The 18,031-nt window shown below is 50.3% G+C and carries 17 protein-coding genes, 1 tRNA gene and 1 riboswitch; of the genes, 13 read left to right on the top strand and 5 right to left on the bottom strand.

The features are described 5' to 3' along the window. The first annotated feature begins 112 nt into the window (after positions 1 to 112). The 3 genes from BRO54_RS09445 to spoVIF all read left to right on the top strand — a co-directional run bounded on the left by BRO54_RS09445 (position 113) and on the right by spoVIF (position 938). Positions 113 to 349, top strand: coding sequence for a hypothetical protein (locus BRO54_RS09445; RefSeq protein WP_011230361.1), 237 nt, complete (start codon positions 113 to 115; stop codon positions 347 to 349). 76 nt (positions 350 to 425) lie between these two features. After that, a complete protein-coding gene (locus BRO54_RS09440) occupies positions 426 to 554 on the top strand; it encodes a YjcZ family sporulation protein (protein ID WP_013146038.1) in 129 nt (42 codons plus the stop codon). Positions 555 to 680: 126 nt separating this feature from the next. After that, entirely contained in the window at positions 681 to 938 is a 258-nt protein-coding gene (spoVIF, locus tag BRO54_RS09435) for a sporulation-specific transcription regulator SpoVIF (protein WP_011230363.1), read from the top strand. Positions 939 to 1,055: 117 nt separating this feature from the next. Here the strand turns inward: spoVIF and BRO54_RS09430 are convergent, their stop codons facing one another. From BRO54_RS09430 to BRO54_RS09420, 3 genes are all read right to left on the bottom strand, one after another. Continuing rightward, positions 1,056 to 1,490, bottom strand: coding sequence for a GNAT family N-acetyltransferase (locus BRO54_RS09430; RefSeq protein ID WP_011230364.1), 435 nt, complete (start codon positions 1,488 to 1,490; stop codon positions 1,056 to 1,058). Between the two features lies 1 nt (position 1,491). Next, positions 1,492 to 2,013, bottom strand: coding sequence for a YjcG family protein (locus BRO54_RS09425; protein WP_011230365.1), 522 nt, complete (start codon positions 2,011 to 2,013; stop codon positions 1,492 to 1,494). A 98-nt stretch (positions 2,014 to 2,111) separates the two neighbouring features. Next, positions 2,112 to 2,840 carry an alpha/beta hydrolase gene (locus BRO54_RS09420; RefSeq protein WP_025038942.1) on the bottom strand — a complete coding sequence of 243 codons (729 nt, stop codon included), beginning with the start codon at positions 2,838 to 2,840 and terminating at the stop codon, positions 2,112 to 2,114. Positions 2,841 to 3,026: 186 nt separating this feature from the next. Beyond that, a riboswitch (SAM riboswitch) is annotated at positions 3,027 to 3,137 on the top strand. A 201-nt stretch (positions 3,138 to 3,338) separates the two neighbouring features. On the opposite strand from BRO54_RS09420, the gene BRO54_RS09415 reads away from it, so the two are divergent. After that, a complete protein-coding gene (locus BRO54_RS09415) occupies positions 3,339 to 4,442 on the top strand; it encodes a methionine biosynthesis PLP-dependent protein (RefSeq protein WP_074043778.1) in 1,104 nt (367 codons plus the stop codon). Positions 4,443 to 4,445: 3 nt separating this feature from the next. Further along, entirely contained in the window at positions 4,446 to 5,624 is a 1,179-nt protein-coding gene (gene metC, locus BRO54_RS09410; RefSeq protein ID WP_074043777.1) for a cystathionine beta-lyase, read from the top strand. A 38-nt stretch (positions 5,625 to 5,662) separates the two neighbouring features. Here metC and BRO54_RS20805 read toward each other — a convergent pair whose 3' ends face one another. Next, positions 5,663 to 6,124 carry an HD domain-containing phosphohydrolase gene (locus BRO54_RS20805; protein ID WP_066232113.1) on the bottom strand — a complete coding sequence of 154 codons (462 nt, stop codon included), beginning with the start codon at positions 6,122 to 6,124 and terminating at the stop codon, positions 5,663 to 5,665. Positions 6,125 to 6,435: 311 nt separating this feature from the next. Here BRO54_RS20805 and BRO54_RS09400 point away from each other — a divergent pair. The 8 genes from BRO54_RS09400 to BRO54_RS19470 all read left to right on the top strand — a co-directional run bounded on the left by BRO54_RS09400 (position 6,436) and on the right by BRO54_RS19470 (position 15,782). Beyond that, positions 6,436 to 6,508, top strand: a tRNA-Val gene (locus BRO54_RS09400). 324 nt (positions 6,509 to 6,832) lie between these two features. Further along, positions 6,833 to 7,231, top strand: coding sequence for an IS200/IS605 family transposase (gene tnpA / locus BRO54_RS09395; RefSeq protein ID WP_074043776.1), 399 nt, complete (start codon positions 6,833 to 6,835; stop codon positions 7,229 to 7,231). A gap of 4 nt (positions 7,232 to 7,235) precedes the next feature. Then, complete coding sequence (locus BRO54_RS09390) at positions 7,236 to 8,291, top strand: RNA-guided endonuclease TnpB family protein (RefSeq protein ID WP_074043775.1); 1,056 nt, start codon at positions 7,236 to 7,238, stop codon at positions 8,289 to 8,291. A 213-nt stretch (positions 8,292 to 8,504) separates the two neighbouring features. Next, the gene (locus tag BRO54_RS09385) at positions 8,505 to 9,050 is read left to right on the top strand and encodes a P-loop nucleotide/nucleoside kinase family protein (protein ID WP_066232106.1); all 546 of its coding nucleotides are present in this window, start codon (positions 8,505 to 8,507) and stop codon (positions 9,048 to 9,050) included. A 189-nt stretch (positions 9,051 to 9,239) separates the two neighbouring features. Next, positions 9,240 to 12,482 (top strand): type I restriction-modification system endonuclease, encoded by a 3,243-nt coding sequence (hsdR, locus tag BRO54_RS09380; RefSeq protein WP_074043792.1) that lies wholly within the window; start codon positions 9,240 to 9,242, stop codon positions 12,480 to 12,482. A 2-nt stretch (positions 12,483 to 12,484) separates the two neighbouring features. Then, on the top strand, positions 12,485 to 13,966 hold the full coding sequence (locus BRO54_RS09375; protein WP_074043774.1) for a class I SAM-dependent DNA methyltransferase: 1,482 nt from the start codon (positions 12,485 to 12,487) through the stop codon (positions 13,964 to 13,966). Continuing rightward, positions 13,963 to 15,393: a restriction endonuclease subunit S gene (locus BRO54_RS09370; RefSeq protein WP_074043773.1), complete on the top strand. Its 1,431-nt coding sequence runs from the start codon at positions 13,963 to 13,965 to the stop codon at positions 15,391 to 15,393. The genes BRO54_RS09375 and BRO54_RS09370 overlap by 4 nt, the downstream gene beginning before the upstream one ends. Before the next feature lie 47 nt (positions 15,394 to 15,440). Further along, the gene (locus tag BRO54_RS19470) at positions 15,441 to 15,782 is read left to right on the top strand and encodes a hypothetical protein (RefSeq protein WP_044743662.1); all 342 of its coding nucleotides are present in this window, start codon (positions 15,441 to 15,443) and stop codon (positions 15,780 to 15,782) included. A 227-nt stretch (positions 15,783 to 16,009) separates the two neighbouring features. Here BRO54_RS19470 and BRO54_RS09365 read toward each other — a convergent pair whose 3' ends face one another. Next, the gene (locus BRO54_RS09365) at positions 16,010 to 17,728 is read right to left on the bottom strand and encodes a methyl-accepting chemotaxis protein (protein WP_044743661.1); all 1,719 of its coding nucleotides are present in this window, start codon (positions 17,726 to 17,728) and stop codon (positions 16,010 to 16,012) included. Positions 17,729 to 18,031: the final 303 nt, after the last annotated feature.

Below are 18,031 nucleotides of genomic sequence, written 5' to 3'. Positions count from 1 at the left end.
TCATGTTGACGTTCATCTTTACTTTATCATATGGCAAGGCAAAAAAAGAACGGGGATGCCTTCACCTCGGGCAGTCGTTTTTGCATACAACAGTAAGAAAGGGGGGGAAAGTGTGAGCAAAGAACTGGAAAAGGCGCTCGAAGGTTGGGTTGCGTCACGCAAAGAAGGGCATGAAACGTTCATCCGCCTGTTTGAACAATGGGGAAAGGACTTTAACAAACAGTTGCAAGAAATCGAAAAATTGAACAATGGATTTTTAAAAAGTGTGCAAGGCAACTTAGACTACATCGAGCAATGGTTTGCGAAAAAGGAGCGGGAATTTGCCGAGCTGTTCCGCCGATTTGGATGACAAAATGGCCTTTGCGCCCATACGCCCCGCTAAGCCGGTGAATACGATACAGTAAACGGAGAAGGAGGTGCACATTATGATGGGCTTCTGCGGTTATGGTTATCCTTACGGCTACGGCTATGGCGGTGGCTATGGCGGTGGCTTTGTGCTGATTGTCGTGTTGTTCATTTTGTTGATTATTGTCGGCGCGGCATTTGTCGCCTAACGGAAAAAGCGAAAGGGATACGGGCCGTTTCGGCGCCACGGAGCGGCTCGTATTTTTCTTTCCCTAATTTGATGCACGCCGAGGCGGGAGCATCATACGATATAGCAGGGAGAAGGAGGCGGAACGATGGATCAGCAATTTTTTAAAAACATCGAAAAGAAAACAGGTGTCAATATGAAAGACGTTTTTGAGCTCGCCAACTCGCTGCAAAACGCCAATTTCAGCGATGAAAAAACGGTGCGCCAAGTGGTGAAGCGGGTGGCGCAAATTGCCAACCGGAAAGTGCCAAAAGAACTTGAGGATCAAATCGTCAAGGCGATCGTCCATAACGGCAAGCAAATTGATTTCAATACGATCGCCAATATGCTGAACAACAAAAAGTAAGCAAAAGGGAGCTTGCGTGCGCACAGCTCCCTTTTGCTCTGCTTGGCTCAGGAGAGCGAAACGATGTTCGATGATCCCAAGCCTTGGATCAGTGTAGACGAGGCTGTTCTATGGCCATCATTCGAGCGATTTCACCATCGTGACATGTGGGATGCCGGCGTCCATAAAGACGCCGGAGACGGTCGTATAGCCGAGCTTTTGGTAAAACGGTTCTGCGTGCGTCTGGGCGTTCAGTTTCGCCGTTTTCGCCCCTTTTGTTTTCGCCAGCTGTTCGATCGCTTCCATCACCATCCGTCCGGCGCCGCGGCCGCGGTAGGACGGCAGGACGCAAATGCGCTCGATTTTGCCGACGCCTTCGTCAATGAAACGGAGTCGCCCAGCACCCACCGGTGTTTGGCCATCATACAGGACGAGGTGGAACGAGTCGTCCTCGAATGCGTCGATTTCCTCGTCTTCCGGCACGTTTTGCTCCTCAATGAATACGAGCCGGCGGACGCGCAAGGCGTCTTCGTACAAAGCGCGATCTTGCGTTGTGCCAATCGCAATGTTCATCTCAGACCGTTTCCTTTCCTCCGACGATAAACGTTTCATAGACGGTCCACGAGCCGTTTTCCAGCTGATAGAGAAGATGGAAGCGGTCGACGGTCTCCTCGAAGTGCACATCTTGCAGCTTCAGCTGGCTGTAGACGTCCGCATATTCTGCGCCCGGCAAATCGCGGCCGATCGTAATGTGAGGCACGAACACAAACTCCGGCTTTCCGGCGAACAAGCCGCTGTGCAGTTGTTCATGAAGGCGCTCGAGCACGTCGTTTGGTTCCACCTTCAAATAAATGATGTTGCTTGTCGGGTAAAACGAGCTGAATTTCGTCACTTTGATCGGAATGGGAGGTGTTTCCGCCGCAATGCGGCGCAACTCTTTCGCCATTTTTTTTATTTGCTCCTCATCCGCTTCAAATGGGTATTTCAGCGTAATATGCGGCGGGATGAGGGCGTAATGGCTGTCGTACCGTTTCCGGTACGAGTTGGCGAAGTCCTGAATCCGTTTTGGCGGAAAGATCACAATGCCGTACTTCATTTTGTTTTCCCTCCTTGAACCAGTTCTTTTTCCATGCACAGGAAACGCACGGAATGGATGCGGCGGCTTCGACATCTTTGAAGTTGCTCCGTTTTGTCCTATAATGATAAAACAGCGGCTACGGCTCGGGGGACATCCGGCTGCCAATACGTCCACGCATGGCCGCCTTCGAACTCATGGTACGTATAAGCAAACCGTTTTTCCATAAACAAGTCCCGCGCCATTCGATTCGGGGTGATAAAATCGCGCACATGGCCATCCGTCGTTTTCACCGCTGTTTCCTCTGTGCCAACAGAATGGTAAAGCGAAAGGAGCGATGGATCGCGGAATGAGCGGATGCGCGCCAATACCGAGTCATCGATATAGGGGGACTGCATGGCGATTTTCCCAAATGTATGCGGATACAACAACCCGGCTAGAAGCGACACCGTTCCGCCGAGCGAATCGCCGATCAGCGCCCGGCCTTTGCCCATTTGGTATGTCGGCAGTTCGCGGTCCAAAAACGGGACGAGCTCATGGGCTAAAAAACGAAGGTATGCTTCGTGCTTTCGTCCTTCCGGGTGGTATTTCTCGTAGCGGTCGTTGACGTTCCGATACGGGATGCCGACGACGATCGTCCGGTCGATTGTTCCTTCTGCCATCAGCGTTTCGATGACGGTTTTCATTTTTCCATACATAAAATAATCTTTGCCGTCTTGCGCGATTAATAAAGAATATTTGTAAAGCGGCGAAAAATTGCTTGGCAAGTAGATGAGCAGTTCGATTTCTTCTTGCAGCTCTCCGCTGTACAACTTGCAGTCGCGCATCGTTCCTGTTGCTGTCGCCATGACCATCCTCCATGAAAGCGTAAGTTCATCTGTTATTGTAACATATTTGCGCCCAAAGATGTTAATGAAGGGCTCGAATTTTTCGCGAATTTGCCGAATCGCACCGCTGACAAAAAAATGGCTTGCAAAAACGTGGGGAATGCGTTACATTTTTATTAAATTTAAAAAAATTGAATACGCGTCCCATTCTTATCAAGAGAAGCGGAGGGAACTGGCCCAATGAAGCTTCAGCAACCAGCCGCCCGGCGGCCAGGTGCTAAATCCAGCGAATTGAGCATTCAATTCGGCAGATAAGAAGAAGCATGACCATGTGCGTATGGAAAAGTCTTCTTCTTAGAAGACTTTTTTTATTTACTCAAGCGGCCGCTTCCATCAACCGCGAGGCGGTTTCGGACGAAGGCGCTTGGCCGCTGCCCAACGGACAGTGGTGCTTCGTTGGGCATTAAGTGGTCGGCCGTTGATCCATGATGGAATTTTCAGCAGAAGGAGAGAGATGAGATGGAGAAACTGGAGACGTTGTTAGCGCAAATTGGCAACCGGAGCGAAACGGTGACGGGGACGGTCAACCCGCCGGTTTATTTTTCCACCGCCTACCGTCATGCCGGCATCGGAGAGTCGACCGGGTTTGACTACATCCGCACCGGCAACCCGACGCGCAAAATCGTCGAAGAAGCGATCGCGAGACTGGAAGGCGGCGACCAAGGTTATGCGTTCAGCTCCGGCATGGCCGCCATTCAGACGGTGCTCGCCTTGTTTGAGAGCGGAGACGAGTTTCTCGTATCGGCCGACCTTTACGGCGGCACGTACCGCCTGTTTGAGCGCGGCTGGCGCAAGTACGGTCTTGGGTTCCATTACGTCGATTTTACCGATCTCGCTGCGGTGGAAGCGTGTATCACCGAAAAAACGAAAGCGATTTTCTTGGAAACACCGACGAACCCGCTTATGCATGAGACCGATATCCGCGCCGTCTCCGAGCTCGCCAAGCGGCACGGGCTTTTGTTGATCGTTGACAACACGTTTTATACACCGGTGCTTCAACGCCCGATCGAACAAGGCGCCGATATTGTCATCCACAGCGCCACGAAATATTTAGGCGGCCATAACGACGTCTTGGCTGGCCTTGTCGTCGCCAAGGGCGAGGAGCTCTGTCAACGCCTGGCCGAGTATCAGAACGCCATCGGCGCGGTTTTGTCGCCGTTTGATTCGTGGCTGTTGATTCGCGGGATGAAAACGCTGGCGCTGCGGATGCGCCAACATGAAGAAAACGCCAAGCGCATCAGCGCCTTTTTGCGCGAACATGAAGATGTCACCGATGTGTTGTATCCGGGAAGAGGCGGGATGCTGTCGTTCCGGATTGCCGATGAAAAGTGGGTGAACGGGTTTTTAAAAAGCTTGCGCCTCATTACGTTCGCGGAAAGCCTGGGCGGAGTCGAAAGCTTCATCACGTACCCGGCGACGCAGACGCATGCGGACATTCCTGAGGAAATCCGCATCCAAAACGGTGTTTGCAACCGGCTGCTCCGTTTCTCGGTCGGCATTGAGCACGCTGACGATTTGATCGCCGACTTGGCGCAGGCATTGAAAAACATGAAAGAGGTGTAAGCGATGGAACGGGAATGGGCGTTTTCGACGAAACTGCTCCATAACGAATGGAAAGTCGACCGCGAGACGGGGGCGGTGAGCGTGCCGATCCAGCACGCCTCCACGTTCCATCAGTTCGATTTCGATTTATTCGGCAAATACGACTACAGCCGCTCCGGCAACCCGACGCGCGAGGCGCTCGAGGAAACGATCGCGGCGTTAGAAGGCGGCGTGCGCGGATTCGCCTTCGCTTCTGGCATGGCCGCCATTTCGACGGCGTTTTTGCTCTTGTCCCGAGGCGACCACGTCCTCGTGACTGAAGACGTCTACGGCGGCACGTACCGGATGATCACGGAAGTGTTGACCCGCTTTGGCATCGAGCATACGTTTGTCGATATGACGGATTTAAACACAGTAGCGGAAAACATTCGTCCGAACACGAAAGTCATTTATATGGAAACGCCGTCCAATCCGCTGTTAAAAGTGACCGACATTCAAGGCGTCGTCAAGCTGGCGAAAGCGCACGGCTGTTTGACGTTCTTGGATAATACGTTCATGACGCCGGCGCTGCAGCGGCCGCTTGACCTTGGCGTCGATATTGTCCTTCACAGCGCCACGAAGTTTTTAGCCGGCCATAGCGACGTCGTCGCCGGGCTGGCGGTCGTGAAAGATGAAGAGTTGGGAAAAGAGCTGTACAAACTGCAAAACGCATTTGGCGCTGTCCTTGGCGTCCAAGATGCGTGGCTTGTGCTGCGCGGATTAAAAACGCTCCACGTCCGGCTGAAGCAGTCATCTGAATCAGCGGCCGCCATCGCCCAATATTTGGCTTGTCACCCAAAGGTCGAAGAAGTGTATTATCCGGGGCTCGAGAACCACCCAGGCCATGACATCCAGCGCCATCAAGCGGACGGGTTTGGCGCCGTGCTGTCGTTCCGCTTGGCCGATGAAGAAGCGGCCCGGACGTTCGTCCGCAACGTCCGCCTGCCCGTGTTCGCCGTCAGCCTTGGCGCGGTCGAGTCGATTTTATCGCACCCGGCGAAAATGTCGCACGCCGCCATGCCGAAAGACGAGCGGCTTCGTCGCGGCATCACCGACGGCTTGCTGCGGCTGAGCGTCGGACTGGAGGATGTCAACGATTTGATCGCCGATTTTGAGCAGGCGCTGTCGTTTGTGAAAGAGCGGCCATCGGTTTCAACGACATAGCCATCAGCCCGCCAAGCCTTCACAGCTCGGCGGGCGGGTCAAGATGCCGCTGAGGTTGACAACAGCCGCTCCTCTTTTAAGTGTTTCAAAAAGAGATCGACGAGTTCGCCGTCCCACTGGGTTCCCTTTCCTTTTCTCAAGATGTCTGCCGCTTGATGAATATCCATCCCTTTACGGTACGGACGATCCGAAGTCATGGCGTCAAATGCATCGGCCACCGCGATGATTTTGCCAAACAACGGAATGTCGTCGCCTGTTAAGCCGTCCGGATATCCCTTGCCATCAATGCGCTCGTGATAGACGTTATGAACGATCGGTTGATACACTTCTTTTTCCTCCCGTTTCATATGGGTAAGCAGTAAGCTGACGGGATGCAAGACAGAGGAAATGGTCGGAGGTTCTATTGTCGTGAGGGAAACAGCTGGCAGCCGTTGCTGAAAAGCGGTTTGCACGTTAACGAGCACATTGAGGATTTGTTGAAGCTGTGCCAATAAAAACATTCGACTTCGCCGTCTCACGCGCCCTTGAACGCTGCGTCATCTCGACGGCCAGCTTGCAGCTTGCCACCGAGCTGATCTCCCTGCCCCCCTTGCCGAACAGCAGCGCTGCCGCATCATCACGCAGTACGAATCCGCCCGCCGCCGGTACACCCCGCTTTTGCTCGAGCCGTTTGAGAGCGGGTTGTTTTGATAGGGGGCGGCACGAGCTTCCCCTTTTTCACGGTGAACACTCATTTTTTAAAAAAATAGTTGACAACCTGTATTCCCGTTTATATAATTAAAAATGTGTTTAACAGTGAACAACAACATATGATTCCGTAGCTCAGCTGGGAGAGCGCCACCTTGACAGGGTGGAGGTCGCTGGTTCGAGCCCAGTCGGAATCATCAAGTGAAATCCCTTGAGCTGCAAGGCTTAAAGGGATTTTTTTGTTTATGTTGTCGTTTTTAATTTGAATGTTTGGGTTGTATGTGGGAGACTATGTTTAGCGAAAACATTTACAGAAAAAACCGTATGAAAGCCCACGGTTTCAATCGTGGGATGAAAGACGGTGTTGCTCGGTAAATCCCTTAATGGGATTGTTTAGCGCAACAATGTTTATCTTTAAGGGTTTCAGTATAACCATTAAACCGATACAAGAATGGCAAAAGCAACCGTATCTTGGCGGTATGGCGTTTCAGTATAACCATTAAACCGATACAATTAATAATATGGAACAAGAATATCGAAGAACGAAAACAATTGTATCGTTGATTAACTATCATTTTGTTTTCTGTCCACGGTATCGAAGAAAGGTGTTAGTGGGCAGAGTGGAAGAGCGATTCAAGCAGTTAGTAGAAGAAATTTGCCAGGAGAATGATTGGATCATCCTTGCTATGGAAGTGATGCCTGATCATTGTCATTTGTTCTTGAATTGCCTCCCTTCTGATTCTCCATCAGATATGATGGCAAAAGTGAAAGGAGCGACTTCCAGACGATTAAGACAAGAATTTCAACACTTGTCTCATCTGCCGAGTCTTTGGACACGCTCTTTCTTCGTTAGTACAGCAGGGAATGTATCAAGTGAGACAATAAAACGTTATGTGGAATCTCAAAAGAAAAGGGGGTGAATCCATGCCGACGATCACCCTAAGGCTGGAGCTGCACAAGCCAACGAAAGCCAAACAAGATATGTATGAACGGATGACAGCAGTGAATACCGCGTTTGCGAATTGGCTGTTGAATCATCCCGAACTGAATCAAGCGACGAGCAAAATTTTTAAAACGTTTTCGTCGCAGCGGTTTCCTTCCGCCGTCGTCAATCAGACGATTCGAGAAGTGAAGTCCCAAAAGAAAAAACAAAAGGCAAAGAAGTTCCGAACATTCTGGTGTTGCTTTAACAATCAAAACGTGAAGGTGGAAAAGAAAGGAGCGTTCTACACGGTTTCCTTCCCCACACTGGAGAAGCGAATTGGCGTGCCAGTGGTTGCGCGCCCCTATCAAGAAGGGTGGCTGAAGCGGCTGTTGGACGGAACCGCCAAACAAGGGGCCGCCAAGCTCTACAAAAAGAGAACGAGATGGTATTTGGCGATCGCGATCACCTTTGACGTGAAGCCACAGCACGAAACAAAGGCAATGGGCGTTGATTTGGGACTTCGCTATATCGCCGTGGCCAGCGTGGGAACGAAATCGTTGTTTTTCAAAGGGAACCAATGCGCCTTTGTGCGCCGACGCTATGCGGCTTTGCGGCGAACGTTGGGCAAAGCCAAAAAGCTCCATATGATTCGCAAAATCGGCCGTAAAGAGTCCCGCTGGATGAAGGATCAAAATCACAAAATCAGCCGTCAACTCGTGAATTTTGCCCTCGCCAACGGTGTTGGCGTGATTCGGATGGAAGCGTTGACGGGGATTCGGAAACGGGCCAAATCGGCCAAAGAAGCGGGGCGAAGCCTTCATGCTTGGGCATTTCACCAACTGCAAACGATGATTGCCTATAAAGCGGAAATGGCAGGCATTCGGGTGGAGTGGGTGGATCCAACCTACACGAGCCAAACGTGTAAATGTGGACATCGGGAAAAGGGAAATCGCAATGGCATCCACTTTCAGTGTAAACAATGCGGATACACCCTCCACGCCGACTTGAATGGCGCGATCAACATCGCCAAAGCGATTTCGGGTTTCGCCTCCTAACCTAGCGCACTGGTCACAGGTGCGCCGCCCATGGGGGTACAGCTTAACCCGATGGGACGGGGTGATGACACACCCCTAAACTTGGGCGTTGTCCGAACCAGAAATGGATGAGGACGCGAATGACCCAAGAATCCCACGGATTTAGGCGTGCGGAGTGTCAAAAAGAAGTCGATCGTTCTATAAAAAATTTGGTTGAAAGATAGGTAAAAAGGGATGCATATGAAAAATAATCAAACAAGCACAGTCTATGTCATATCAGGCCCCGCTGGGGTTGGCAAATCAACAATTTCAACAGCATTGGCGAACAAGTTGGAGCGTAGTGCGTATATTTCGGGCGATGACATCAGCCATATGCATATCAATGGACGGAAAAAACCGTGGGAAAGTAAAGAAGAGCTTTCATTAATTTGGGATAATATTCTAAGTCTTGCAAGAAATTTTGTAAAATACGGCAATGATGTGGTAGTGGATTATATTGCCTTTCCTCATGAAGTGATATGGTTGTATGAAAATGTAAAGAATTTAAACGTAACGGTTATGTATGTTGTTTTGTGGGCAGATGGGAAAACGTTAAGGCAAAGGGATGAGATGAGGGCCCCCGAGCAACAAATGGGGGAACGCTGCCTCATTTTGCTGAATGAGTTCCATGCATCAGGATTCGATCGAAAGCATCTTTTGGATACTAGCGGGAAACGTAAGGATGACATAGATGAGATGATTGATGAAATCATGAGCAATCAAAGATTTCGAATTTGTTAAAAGATGTTTCATTGGCGCTGCTCTTTCCTTGCCATCGCGAGTTGATTCTCACATCTTTGAAGCAATGACACTGCGAATTTTATTGCTCTGCCGGTGAACACAAACAGCCCGTTTTCAGCGGGCTTTTTTTCATGATATGATAATAACAAAAGAAGAAAGTTGCAAAAGAGACGAAGATGAGGGATGGACATGGCGCATAACTTTCAATTTCTAGAAGGAAAATGGGATGTGCTTGCCCGGGTAGGGGAGACGGCCGAGCGGCATGTGCATCAAAACCCAAACGTGGCGATCAGCGAGCTGCGCAAGTTGGCCGAGGCGATGACGAAATACATATTGGCGTTCGAAGGCATTCGCGAAGAGCGCGGCACCGATCAGCAAGACCGCCTCAAGGTGCTGCTGTATGAACAAATCATCCCAAAAGAGATATATGACATCTTCACGATGATCCGCTTAAAAGGCAATCAAGCGGTGCATGATCCCAATTATGGGGACGTGCATGAGGCAAAGACGCTATTGCACATGGCGTTTCGCCTAGCTGTATGGTTTATGGAAGTGTACGGCGACTGGTCGTTCGAAGCTCCCCAGTATCGAGAGCCGCTGCCGCCATCGTCTGAATCGACGGATGAACTGAATCGGCTCATCGAATCGTATAAACAGCGGCTTGCCGACTTGGAAGCGGAGCTTTCGCACATCCGCGAGACGGGGCTGTATACGAGTGCCGAGGAAAAACAAAAGCGGCGTGACTATTCGCGGCGGGCGGTGGCGAATTTCGAACTGACTGAGGCAGAGACGCGCCTCATCATCGATGAACAGCTGCGGGCGGCTGGCTGGGAGGCTGATTCGGAAAAACTGCGCTTTGCCAAAGGCGCGCGGCCAGAGAAGGGGCGGAATTTGGCGATTGCCGAATGGCCGCTTCGGCACGGGGTTGCCGATTATGCTCTTTTTATCGGCTTGGAGCTGGTCGGCCTCATTGAAGCGAAACGCGCAAGCAAAGACATCCCCGCCGATATCGAACAGGCAAAACAATACGCCCGTCTCGTTGTGCGCCATGGGCAAGAAGTGATTCACGAGCCGTGGGGGGAGTATTTCGTTCCATTTTTGTTCGCCACCAACGGCCGTCCGTACGTGAAACAGCTTGAACAAAAGTCCGGCATTTGGTTTTTGGACGCCCGGAAATCGACGAACCATCCGCGCCCGCTGCAAGGCTGGTATACGCCGGACGGGTTGAAACAGCTGCTGGAACAAGACATTGAACGATCCGAACAGCGGCTGCGCGATGAGACGTTCGATTATTTGAAACTGCGGCCGTACCAAGTGCGGGCGATTCAGGCTGTTGAGCGGGCGCTTGAAGACAAGCGCCGGAGCGTGCTTGTCGCCATGGCGACGGGAACGGGAAAAACGCGCATGGCGATCGGCTTGATTTACCGCTTGCTCAAAGCGAAACGGTTTCGGCGCATTTTGTTTCTCGTTGACCGAAAAGCGCTCGCCGAACAAGCGGAAGCGGCGTTTAAAGAAAGCCGAATGGAGCACTTTCAGACGTTTGCCGAGATTTACGGTTTGCAGTCGCTGTACGACCAAAAGCCCGATCCGGAGACGAAAGTGCATATCGCCACCGTTCAAGGAATGTTGAAGCGCATTTTTTACAACGACCGTCCCGAAGACGTTCCGCCGATTGACCAGTATGACTGCATCATCGTCGACGAAGCCCACCGCGGCTATACGTTGGATAAAGAAATGAACGAAATCGAGCTGGAGTTTAAAGACCATCGCGATTATGTAAGCAAGTATCGGCAAGTGCTCGATTACTTCGATGCCGTCCGCATCGGTTTGACCGCGACGCCCGCCTTGCATACGACGGACATTTTCGGCCCGCCCGTGTTTACGTATTCGTATCGCGAGGCGGTCATCGACGGGTATTTGGTCGACCATGAGCCGCCGTATCAGTTTGATACGGTGCTGAAACGGGAAGGGATTACGTGGGCGAAAGGAGAGACGGTTGATGTCTACGACGCCGTATCCCATACGGTGTCGCAAGAGTATTTGGAGGATGAACTGAACATTGATGTTTCGCACTTTAACACGAAAGTCGTAACGGAAAGCTTTAACCGCGTCATCATTCGCGAGCTCGTCAACTATATCGCTCCGGATGATGAAGGGAAGACGCTCATTTTTGCCGCGACGGACGATCACGCTGATCTCGTCGTCCGGCTGCTGAAAGAAGAATTTGCGCGCATATACGGAGAGTTCGATGACAATGCGGTCATGAAAATCACCGGATCGATCAAAGACCCGTCAGGAGCGATCCGCAGGTTTAAAAACGAAAAATACCCGACAATCGCGGTGACGGTCGATTTGTTAACGACAGGGGTCGATGTGCCGGCGATTACGAACCTCGTCTTTTTGCGCCGCGTTCGCTCGCGCATTTTGTATGAACAAATGCTCGGCCGGGCGACAAGGCGGTGCGATGAGATTGGGAAAGACCATTTCAACATCTTTGACGCCGTCGGCATTTACGAAACGTTAAAGCCGTATACAAGCATGAAACCGGTCGTCGCCCGCCCGCAGGCGACGCTGACGGAGCTGTTCGATGAACTCGAACCGCTTGAACAGACCGCCCATCTGGAATACCAAAAAGAACAAATCATTGCGAAGATGCAACGGAAAAAGCGGACGTGGTCCGACAGGCAGCACGAAGATTTCCGCGTGCTCTCCGGCGGAAAAACGGTCGATGAATTCATCGACTGGCTGAAATCGCTGCCGTCTGATGAACTGAAAGACGGGCTGAAAGAATATAAATCGATGTTCCGCTATTTGGACGAAAACCGGTACCGCGAGCGCAAGCAATACATTTCCCACCATGAAGACAAGCTGCTTGGCGTCAAACGAGGCTACGGCAATGCGGAAAAACCGGACGACTATTTAGAGGCGTTCGGTGAATTTATCCGCACGAACATGAATAAAATCCCGGCGCTGATGATTGTCTGCCAGCGGCCGTCCGAACTGACGAGGGAAGAGTTGAAACAACTGCGATTGGAACTTGACCGAAGAGGCTTTTCCGAGAAAAAACTGCAGGCGGCATGGCGGGAGGCGAAAAATGAGGACATCGCCGCCGACATTATCGCCTTCATCCGCCAACAGGCGCTCGGCGACCCGCTCATCAGTCATGAAGAACGAATTCGCCGCGCCATGAACGCCATTTACCGGATGAAACCATGGCCGCCGCTGCAAAAGAAATGGCTTGAGCGGATCGAAAAACAGCTGCTGCAAGAATACGTCCTCCATCCCGACCCGGAAAAAGCGTTTGACTACGAACCGTTTAAAAGCCACGGCGGCTTTAAGCAGCTGAACAATATTTTCGGCGGTCAATTGCCGCAAATCGTGCGCGAAATTAATGAAAACTTGTACAACTACGCCAAGAAGGAGCAAGCCTAGAGATGAACAACCGAGAAATTGTCCAAAAGCTGTGGAACTTGTGCAACGTCTTGCGCGACGACGGCATCACGTACCACCAATATGTCACCGAGCTGACGTATTTGCTGTTTTTGAAAATGATGAAAGAAACCGGGCAAGAATACATCATCCCCGAGCCATACCGTTGGGACGTGCTCGCCAAAAAGGATGGAATCGAGCTGAAAACGTATTACCAACAGCTGCTCATGGCGCTTGGGCAGGAAGAGAACGAACTGTTAAGGCAAATTTACACCGAAGCGACGTCCAACATCCGTGAGCCGAAAAACTTGGAAAAAATCATCCGCACCATCGACGCGCTTGACTGGTACAACGCGAAAGAAGAAGGGCTCGGCGCCTTGTACGAAGGGCTGCTCGAGAAAAACGCGAGCGAATTGAAATCAGGCGCGGGGCAATATTTCACCCCCCGCGTGCTGATTGACGTCATCGTCGAACTCGTTGACCCGAAGCCCGGCGAGCGCTGCCACGACCCGGCGGCGGGGACGTTCGGCTTTATGATCGCCGCCAGCCGCCACGTCCGGGCGAAAACGGACGACTATTTTGATTTATCGGAAGAAGAAATTCGGTTCCAGAAATATGAAGCGTTCTCCGGGGTCGAGCTCGTCCGCGACACGCACCGCCTCGCGGTCATGAACGCCCTCTTGCATGATGTGCACGGCGACATTTTGCTTGGCGACACGCTCTCTCCCCTTGGCGAACAGCTGAAAGGGTATGACGTCATTTTGACAAACCCGCCGTTTGGCACAAAAAAAGGCGGGGAACGGGCGACACGGACCGACTTTACGTTTATGACGTCAAACAAGCAGCTGAACTTCCTCCAGCACATTTACCGGGCGCTCAGACCAAACGGCAAGGCGCGCGCCGCGGTCGTTGTGCCCGACAACGTGCTGTTTGAAGGCGGCGTCGGCGCCGACATCCGCCGCGACTTGATGGACAAATGCAACGTCCATACGATCTTGCGCTTGCCGACCGGCATTTTCTACGCCCAAGGGGTGAAAACGAACGTCTTGTTCTTCACCCGCGGGGAAACAGACACGGGCAACACGAAAGAAGTATGGGTGTACGATCTTCGCACGAACATGCCGTCGTTTGGCAAGCGCAATCCGCTGACGAAAGACCATTTCGCCGGATTTATGAAAGCCTACACCGCCGAAGACCGCCATCAAGTCGACGATGAACGGTGGAACGTCTTCACCCGCGACGACATCGCCAAAAAAGGCGACAGCCTCGACATCGGTCTCATCGCCGACGAATCGCTGTCCGTGTACGACAACTTGCCCGACCCGATCGACTCGGCTGAAGAAGCGGTGGAGAAATTAGAGCTCGCCATCTCGCTGCTCAATGAAGTCATTGCCGAACTGAAAGCGGCCGAACACCCGACCCGCTACGAACCGGCAAAAACCGAAATGCTCCACGTCGCTGAACGACTCGAGGTGTCAGAACGATGAGCAAGGCCAAACCAAAATCGATGGAACAGCTGCTCGAAGAAGCGCTCGTGCCCAAAGACGAGCAGCCGTACGAAGTGCCGGGGAATTGGGTGTGGGTGAAATTTGGAGTTGTTGCCAAGTTATTTAATGGATATGCATTTAAAAGCACTGATTATTCTGATGAGGGTATACCAATAATTCGAATATCCGATTTAAATGGTATGGAAACAACTCCCGAAACCGCTGTTAGGGTTCCTAGAGAGCTCTACAATGAAAAGTTTTTGGTGCGCAAAGGCGACTTATTAATCGCAATGTCTGGGGCTACTACTGGGAAAATAGGTATATATAATTCGGACGAAATCGCTATGCAAAACCAACGCGTTGGAAATATCAAAACGATTAATGATAACATTTTATATGCAGCGTATAGAAATTATTTTGTGATTAGTTCCTCGACAGAAATTTCGAAATTGGCGTATGGTGGAGCACAGCCAAATATAAGTGGTGCTCTCATTGAAAGTCTGTCTTTCCCACTCCCCCCCCTAAACGAACAAAAACGCATCGCCGATAAAATTGAGCGGCTGTTTGCGAAAATCGACGAAGCAAAGCGGCTGATTGAAGAAGTGAAGGAGTCGATCGAACAGCGGCGGGCGGTAATTTTGGAGAAGGCGTTTAAAGGGCAATTAGGGACAAATGATCCGAGCGAGAAAAGTATATTGGAAACATCCGATGATCTAAGTGAAAAAGACGTCATTCCGAAAGAACAATGGCCTTATGAGGTGCCGGGGAATTGGGTGTGGGTGAAATTTGGAGTTGTTGCCAAGTTATTTAATGGATATGCATTTAAAAGCACTGATTATTCTGATGAGGGTATACCAATAATTCGAATATCCGATTTAAATGGTATGGAAACAACTCCCGAAACCGCTGTTAGGGTTCCTAGGGAGCTCTACAATGAAAAGTTTTTGGTGCGCAAAGGCGACTTATTAATCGCAATGTCTGGGGCTACTACTGGGAAAATAGGTATATATAATTCGGACGAAATCGCTATGCAAAACCAACGCGTTGGAAATATCAAAACGATTAATGATAACATTTTATATGCAGCGTATAGAAATTATTTTGTGATTAGTTCCTCGACAGAAATTTCGAAATTGGCGTATGGTGGAGCACAGCCAAATATAAGTGGTGCTCTCATTGAAAGTCTGCCTTTCCCACTCCCCCCGCTAAACGAACAAAAACGCATCGCCGAGAAACTCGACAACTTATTAGAAAAATTAGAGAACGAAAAACAACTCGTTTTGGCAGTGGAGGAAAAGCTCGATTTATTAAAACAATCCGTTCTCCAGAAAGCCTTCCGCGGCGAGTTGGGGACGAATGACCCGAACGATGGACACGCGATGGAGTTGGTCAAAGAAGCGTTGCTCTCGTCAAGCGGACAGCGGTGACGCTGTTCGCTTGATCCAATCATGATTTTGCATTGTGGGGGATGGCGATGAAAATTTATGACGAGCCGTTGGCGATATCAGCGGATCAATGGCTGTCCATGCTAAACGATCGAAGTGTTTTCCATGAAGAGGATGTGGAATTGATTCGAACCTTATATTATTTCCCAGATTGCCGCGCATCGGGAAAAGAGTTAGCGCGCGTTTTAAACAAAGCGAGTCATTCCCCTTTCAACGCTCAAATAGGAAGGTTAGGAAAACGCATTGTTCGAAAACACCCGGTCTGTCCAAATTGCCATGCGATGTTGCATCGGGGGAATTTATCTATTGAAGAGCTGCAGAGGATTGTGGAAGCACGCAGAACGATTTCAGTTGCTCATGAACCAAACTGACGGTCAAATAAGCGCAGTGCTTTACAGATTTGGGGCTGAAGCCTTCTTTAAACATTGCCCCTAAATCACCATGGGGTGGGTTGAAATGCCTCCCAACCTTTCTGTCTCAAAGGATGAGAGGCATTTTGTCTGCCCGGCCACTGTCGAACCCGGTTGAATCAGAATGATCAAAAATGGCTTATTTTAGAAAGAAAAAGGGTGAATGTAAAACATATACATTTTTTGTTTTACCCGTTTGAATCAAGCGAGTTTTTTGGTGCAATCGTAAACTTTTGCACCATTTCTTGCAACGTTTCTGATACATTCGCCAATGAAGCGGCTGCTGACGCAATCTCTTCCATGGAAGCGAGTTGCTCTTCGGCGGAATGGGCCATTGTTTTGGACGTCTCCATCGTCTTTTCGGCTGTAGCGGCTAGTTCAGCAACGGCTGAATCCAGTTCTTGTATGCCTGCTGAAAGCTGCTGTACGGATGCTGATACGTCTTCCAATTGGGCTGAGATTGTTTTCGAGTTTGCTAAAATTGTGTTGAATTTCTCTGCTGTTTCTTGTGAAGCATCGATGCCGTCTTGAACATTTTGCATCACATCTTCCATGCTCGTTGATGTGTTCTCTACATCTTGATGGATACTGGACAACAAATGGGTAATTTGTTTTGTCGCTGCTTGCGTTTGTTCGGCCAATTTTCTCACTTCATCGGCCACGACGGCAAATCCCGCCCCATGTTCTCCTGCTCTCGCCGCTTCTATGGCGGCGTTTAAGGAAAGGAGATTCGTCTGCTCCGCGATTTGATGAATCGTGTGGACGACCGCTTCGATTTCTTTTGACCGCTCCTGCAACGTGTGAATCAGTTGTTCTGACCGGAGCACGGCTTGATGAATGTCCTGCATCTGCTCGGCATTTTTTTCTACAGATGTTTTCCCGTCTTCGGCTAAGTTTGTCATATGGACGGACAAGTGGGCGATGGCTGTCGTGCGCTCCGCGATTTGCGAGACGCCCTGCGTCATTTGCTCCATGGCGGCGGCGATTTCATCGGTTTGGCTGCTTTGGCTGTCCGCTCTGCTGGCGACTTCTTGGATGCCGACAGAAACTTGTTCAGTTGACAAGGCTGTTTGCTCCGCGCTCGCTGTCAGTTCCTCTGCAGCCGCGGCGACTTGCTCTGATGCATCCGCGACTCGGGTCAGCATTTGAGAAAGATCGTCTTTCATTTTGTTATAGCTTTCGACAATTTGTCCAATTTCATCACGAGTTCTGTCGTTGATGGCAACAGTAAAGTCTCCATTCCCTGCTCGCTGGAGGGCGCTAGAGACGGCGGCCAATCGAGCATGGATGCGACGCGAGAACCATATTGCGGCTGCTGATGCAATCACGAATATGATGACTGCAGAAAGGACCAATGTTTTCAAAAGGGAAGACACGGCTGTGTCCACATATGTTTGGGGAATCCCAACATAAAACATCCCGATAATTTCTCCGCGATCGTTTTTGATAGGCATATATGCAGCTTGATACCATTGATGTAAAATATTCACTTCACGGAAGAAGGTGTTCCCTTTCTTTAACACTTGTTCCACGACTTCTGGCGGCGCGGTTGTGCCAACAGCCCGTCGATGGTTCACGATAATGTTGGTGGCAACCCGTGTTTCATTTTGAAAGATCGTTGCCGTTCCGCCCGTTAGTTTTCCGATTTCGTCAACGAGTTGATTGTTGCCATTGATTTTCTCGCTTCCTTTATAAAGCGCTCCGTCTTTTACAATCCAACTCCCTTCATATTTTTCGTCAAGATAGCGATAGGCCAAGGAAAGACTGGATTTGACTCTTTCAAGCGTTTCTTTTTGGATTCCCTCTTTGATTTGGATGATGGCAGCAGCCGTCAAAGCAGCGGTTAATAGAATAATGATGCAAAAAATCAAAATATTGATCTTTGTTCCTAGCTTCAAGGTTTTCAATGAGTGCTCCTCCTCTCCATCCTTTGTCAGACATATCCATTATTATAACTAAGAAGAAGAAGGGGCATAAATAGTGTATCGTTCCTAATTTGCTTTTGCTGTCTTTCAAGGGAGACTCCCGTGACAAAAAATGTTGTCACCATCGGAAGGATGAAAATCCCCTTCTGTCGAATAGTCTCCTTGTAGCTGAGGTCATAAGGTCGTGGTATCTATGGTACGGAAAAGTCCGAAAGATAGACGAACCCCAGCAGCCTGGTGCACCACGGAATGTCGCTCCCTTTTGGGAAGCACGCAGGATAGGAT

It is taken from the genome of Geobacillus proteiniphilus, from assembly GCF_001908025.1.
In the GTDB taxonomy this organism is placed as follows: domain Bacteria; phylum Bacillota; class Bacilli; order Bacillales; family Anoxybacillaceae; genus Geobacillus; species Geobacillus proteiniphilus.
The sequence above is the reverse complement of the archived record's forward strand: the minus strand, read 5'-3'. Positions and strand labels throughout refer to the sequence as shown.

Excerpts from the sequence above, each read along its gene's own strand:
- BRO54_RS20805 (WP_066232113.1), bottom strand. The coding sequence starts at position 6,124 with ATGTTTTTATTGGCACAGCTTCAACAAATCCTCAATGTGCTCGTTAAC.
- BRO54_RS09440 (WP_013146038.1), top strand. The coding sequence starts at position 426 with ATGATGGGCTTCTGCGGTTATGGTTATCCTTACGGCTACGGCTATGGC.
- BRO54_RS09385 (WP_066232106.1), top strand. The coding sequence starts at position 8,505 with ATGCATATGAAAAATAATCAAACAAGCACAGTCTATGTCATATCAGGC.
- BRO54_RS09370 (WP_074043773.1), top strand. The coding sequence starts at position 13,963 with ATGAGCAAGGCCAAACCAAAATCGATGGAACAGCTGCTCGAAGAAGCG.
- tnpA (WP_074043776.1), top strand. The coding sequence starts at position 6,833 with ATGGAACAAGAATATCGAAGAACGAAAACAATTGTATCGTTGATTAAC.
- BRO54_RS09430 (WP_011230364.1), bottom strand. The coding sequence starts at position 1,490 with ATGAACATTGCGATTGGCACAACGCAAGATCGCGCTTTGTACGAAGAC.
- BRO54_RS09415 (WP_074043778.1), top strand. The coding sequence starts at position 3,339 with ATGGAGAAACTGGAGACGTTGTTAGCGCAAATTGGCAACCGGAGCGAA.
- BRO54_RS19470 (WP_044743662.1), top strand. The coding sequence starts at position 15,441 with ATGAAAATTTATGACGAGCCGTTGGCGATATCAGCGGATCAATGGCTG.
- BRO54_RS09375 (WP_074043774.1), top strand. The coding sequence starts at position 12,485 with ATGAACAACCGAGAAATTGTCCAAAAGCTGTGGAACTTGTGCAACGTC.
- hsdR (WP_074043792.1), top strand. The coding sequence starts at position 9,240 with ATGGCGCATAACTTTCAATTTCTAGAAGGAAAATGGGATGTGCTTGCC.
- metC (WP_074043777.1), top strand. The coding sequence starts at position 4,446 with ATGGAACGGGAATGGGCGTTTTCGACGAAACTGCTCCATAACGAATGG.
- spoVIF (WP_011230363.1), top strand. The coding sequence starts at position 681 with ATGGATCAGCAATTTTTTAAAAACATCGAAAAGAAAACAGGTGTCAAT.
- BRO54_RS09425 (WP_011230365.1), bottom strand. The coding sequence starts at position 2,013 with ATGAAGTACGGCATTGTGATCTTTCCGCCAAAACGGATTCAGGACTTC.
- BRO54_RS09420 (WP_025038942.1), bottom strand. The coding sequence starts at position 2,840 with ATGGCGACAGCAACAGGAACGATGCGCGACTGCAAGTTGTACAGCGGA.
- BRO54_RS09390 (WP_074043775.1), top strand. The coding sequence starts at position 7,236 with ATGCCGACGATCACCCTAAGGCTGGAGCTGCACAAGCCAACGAAAGCC.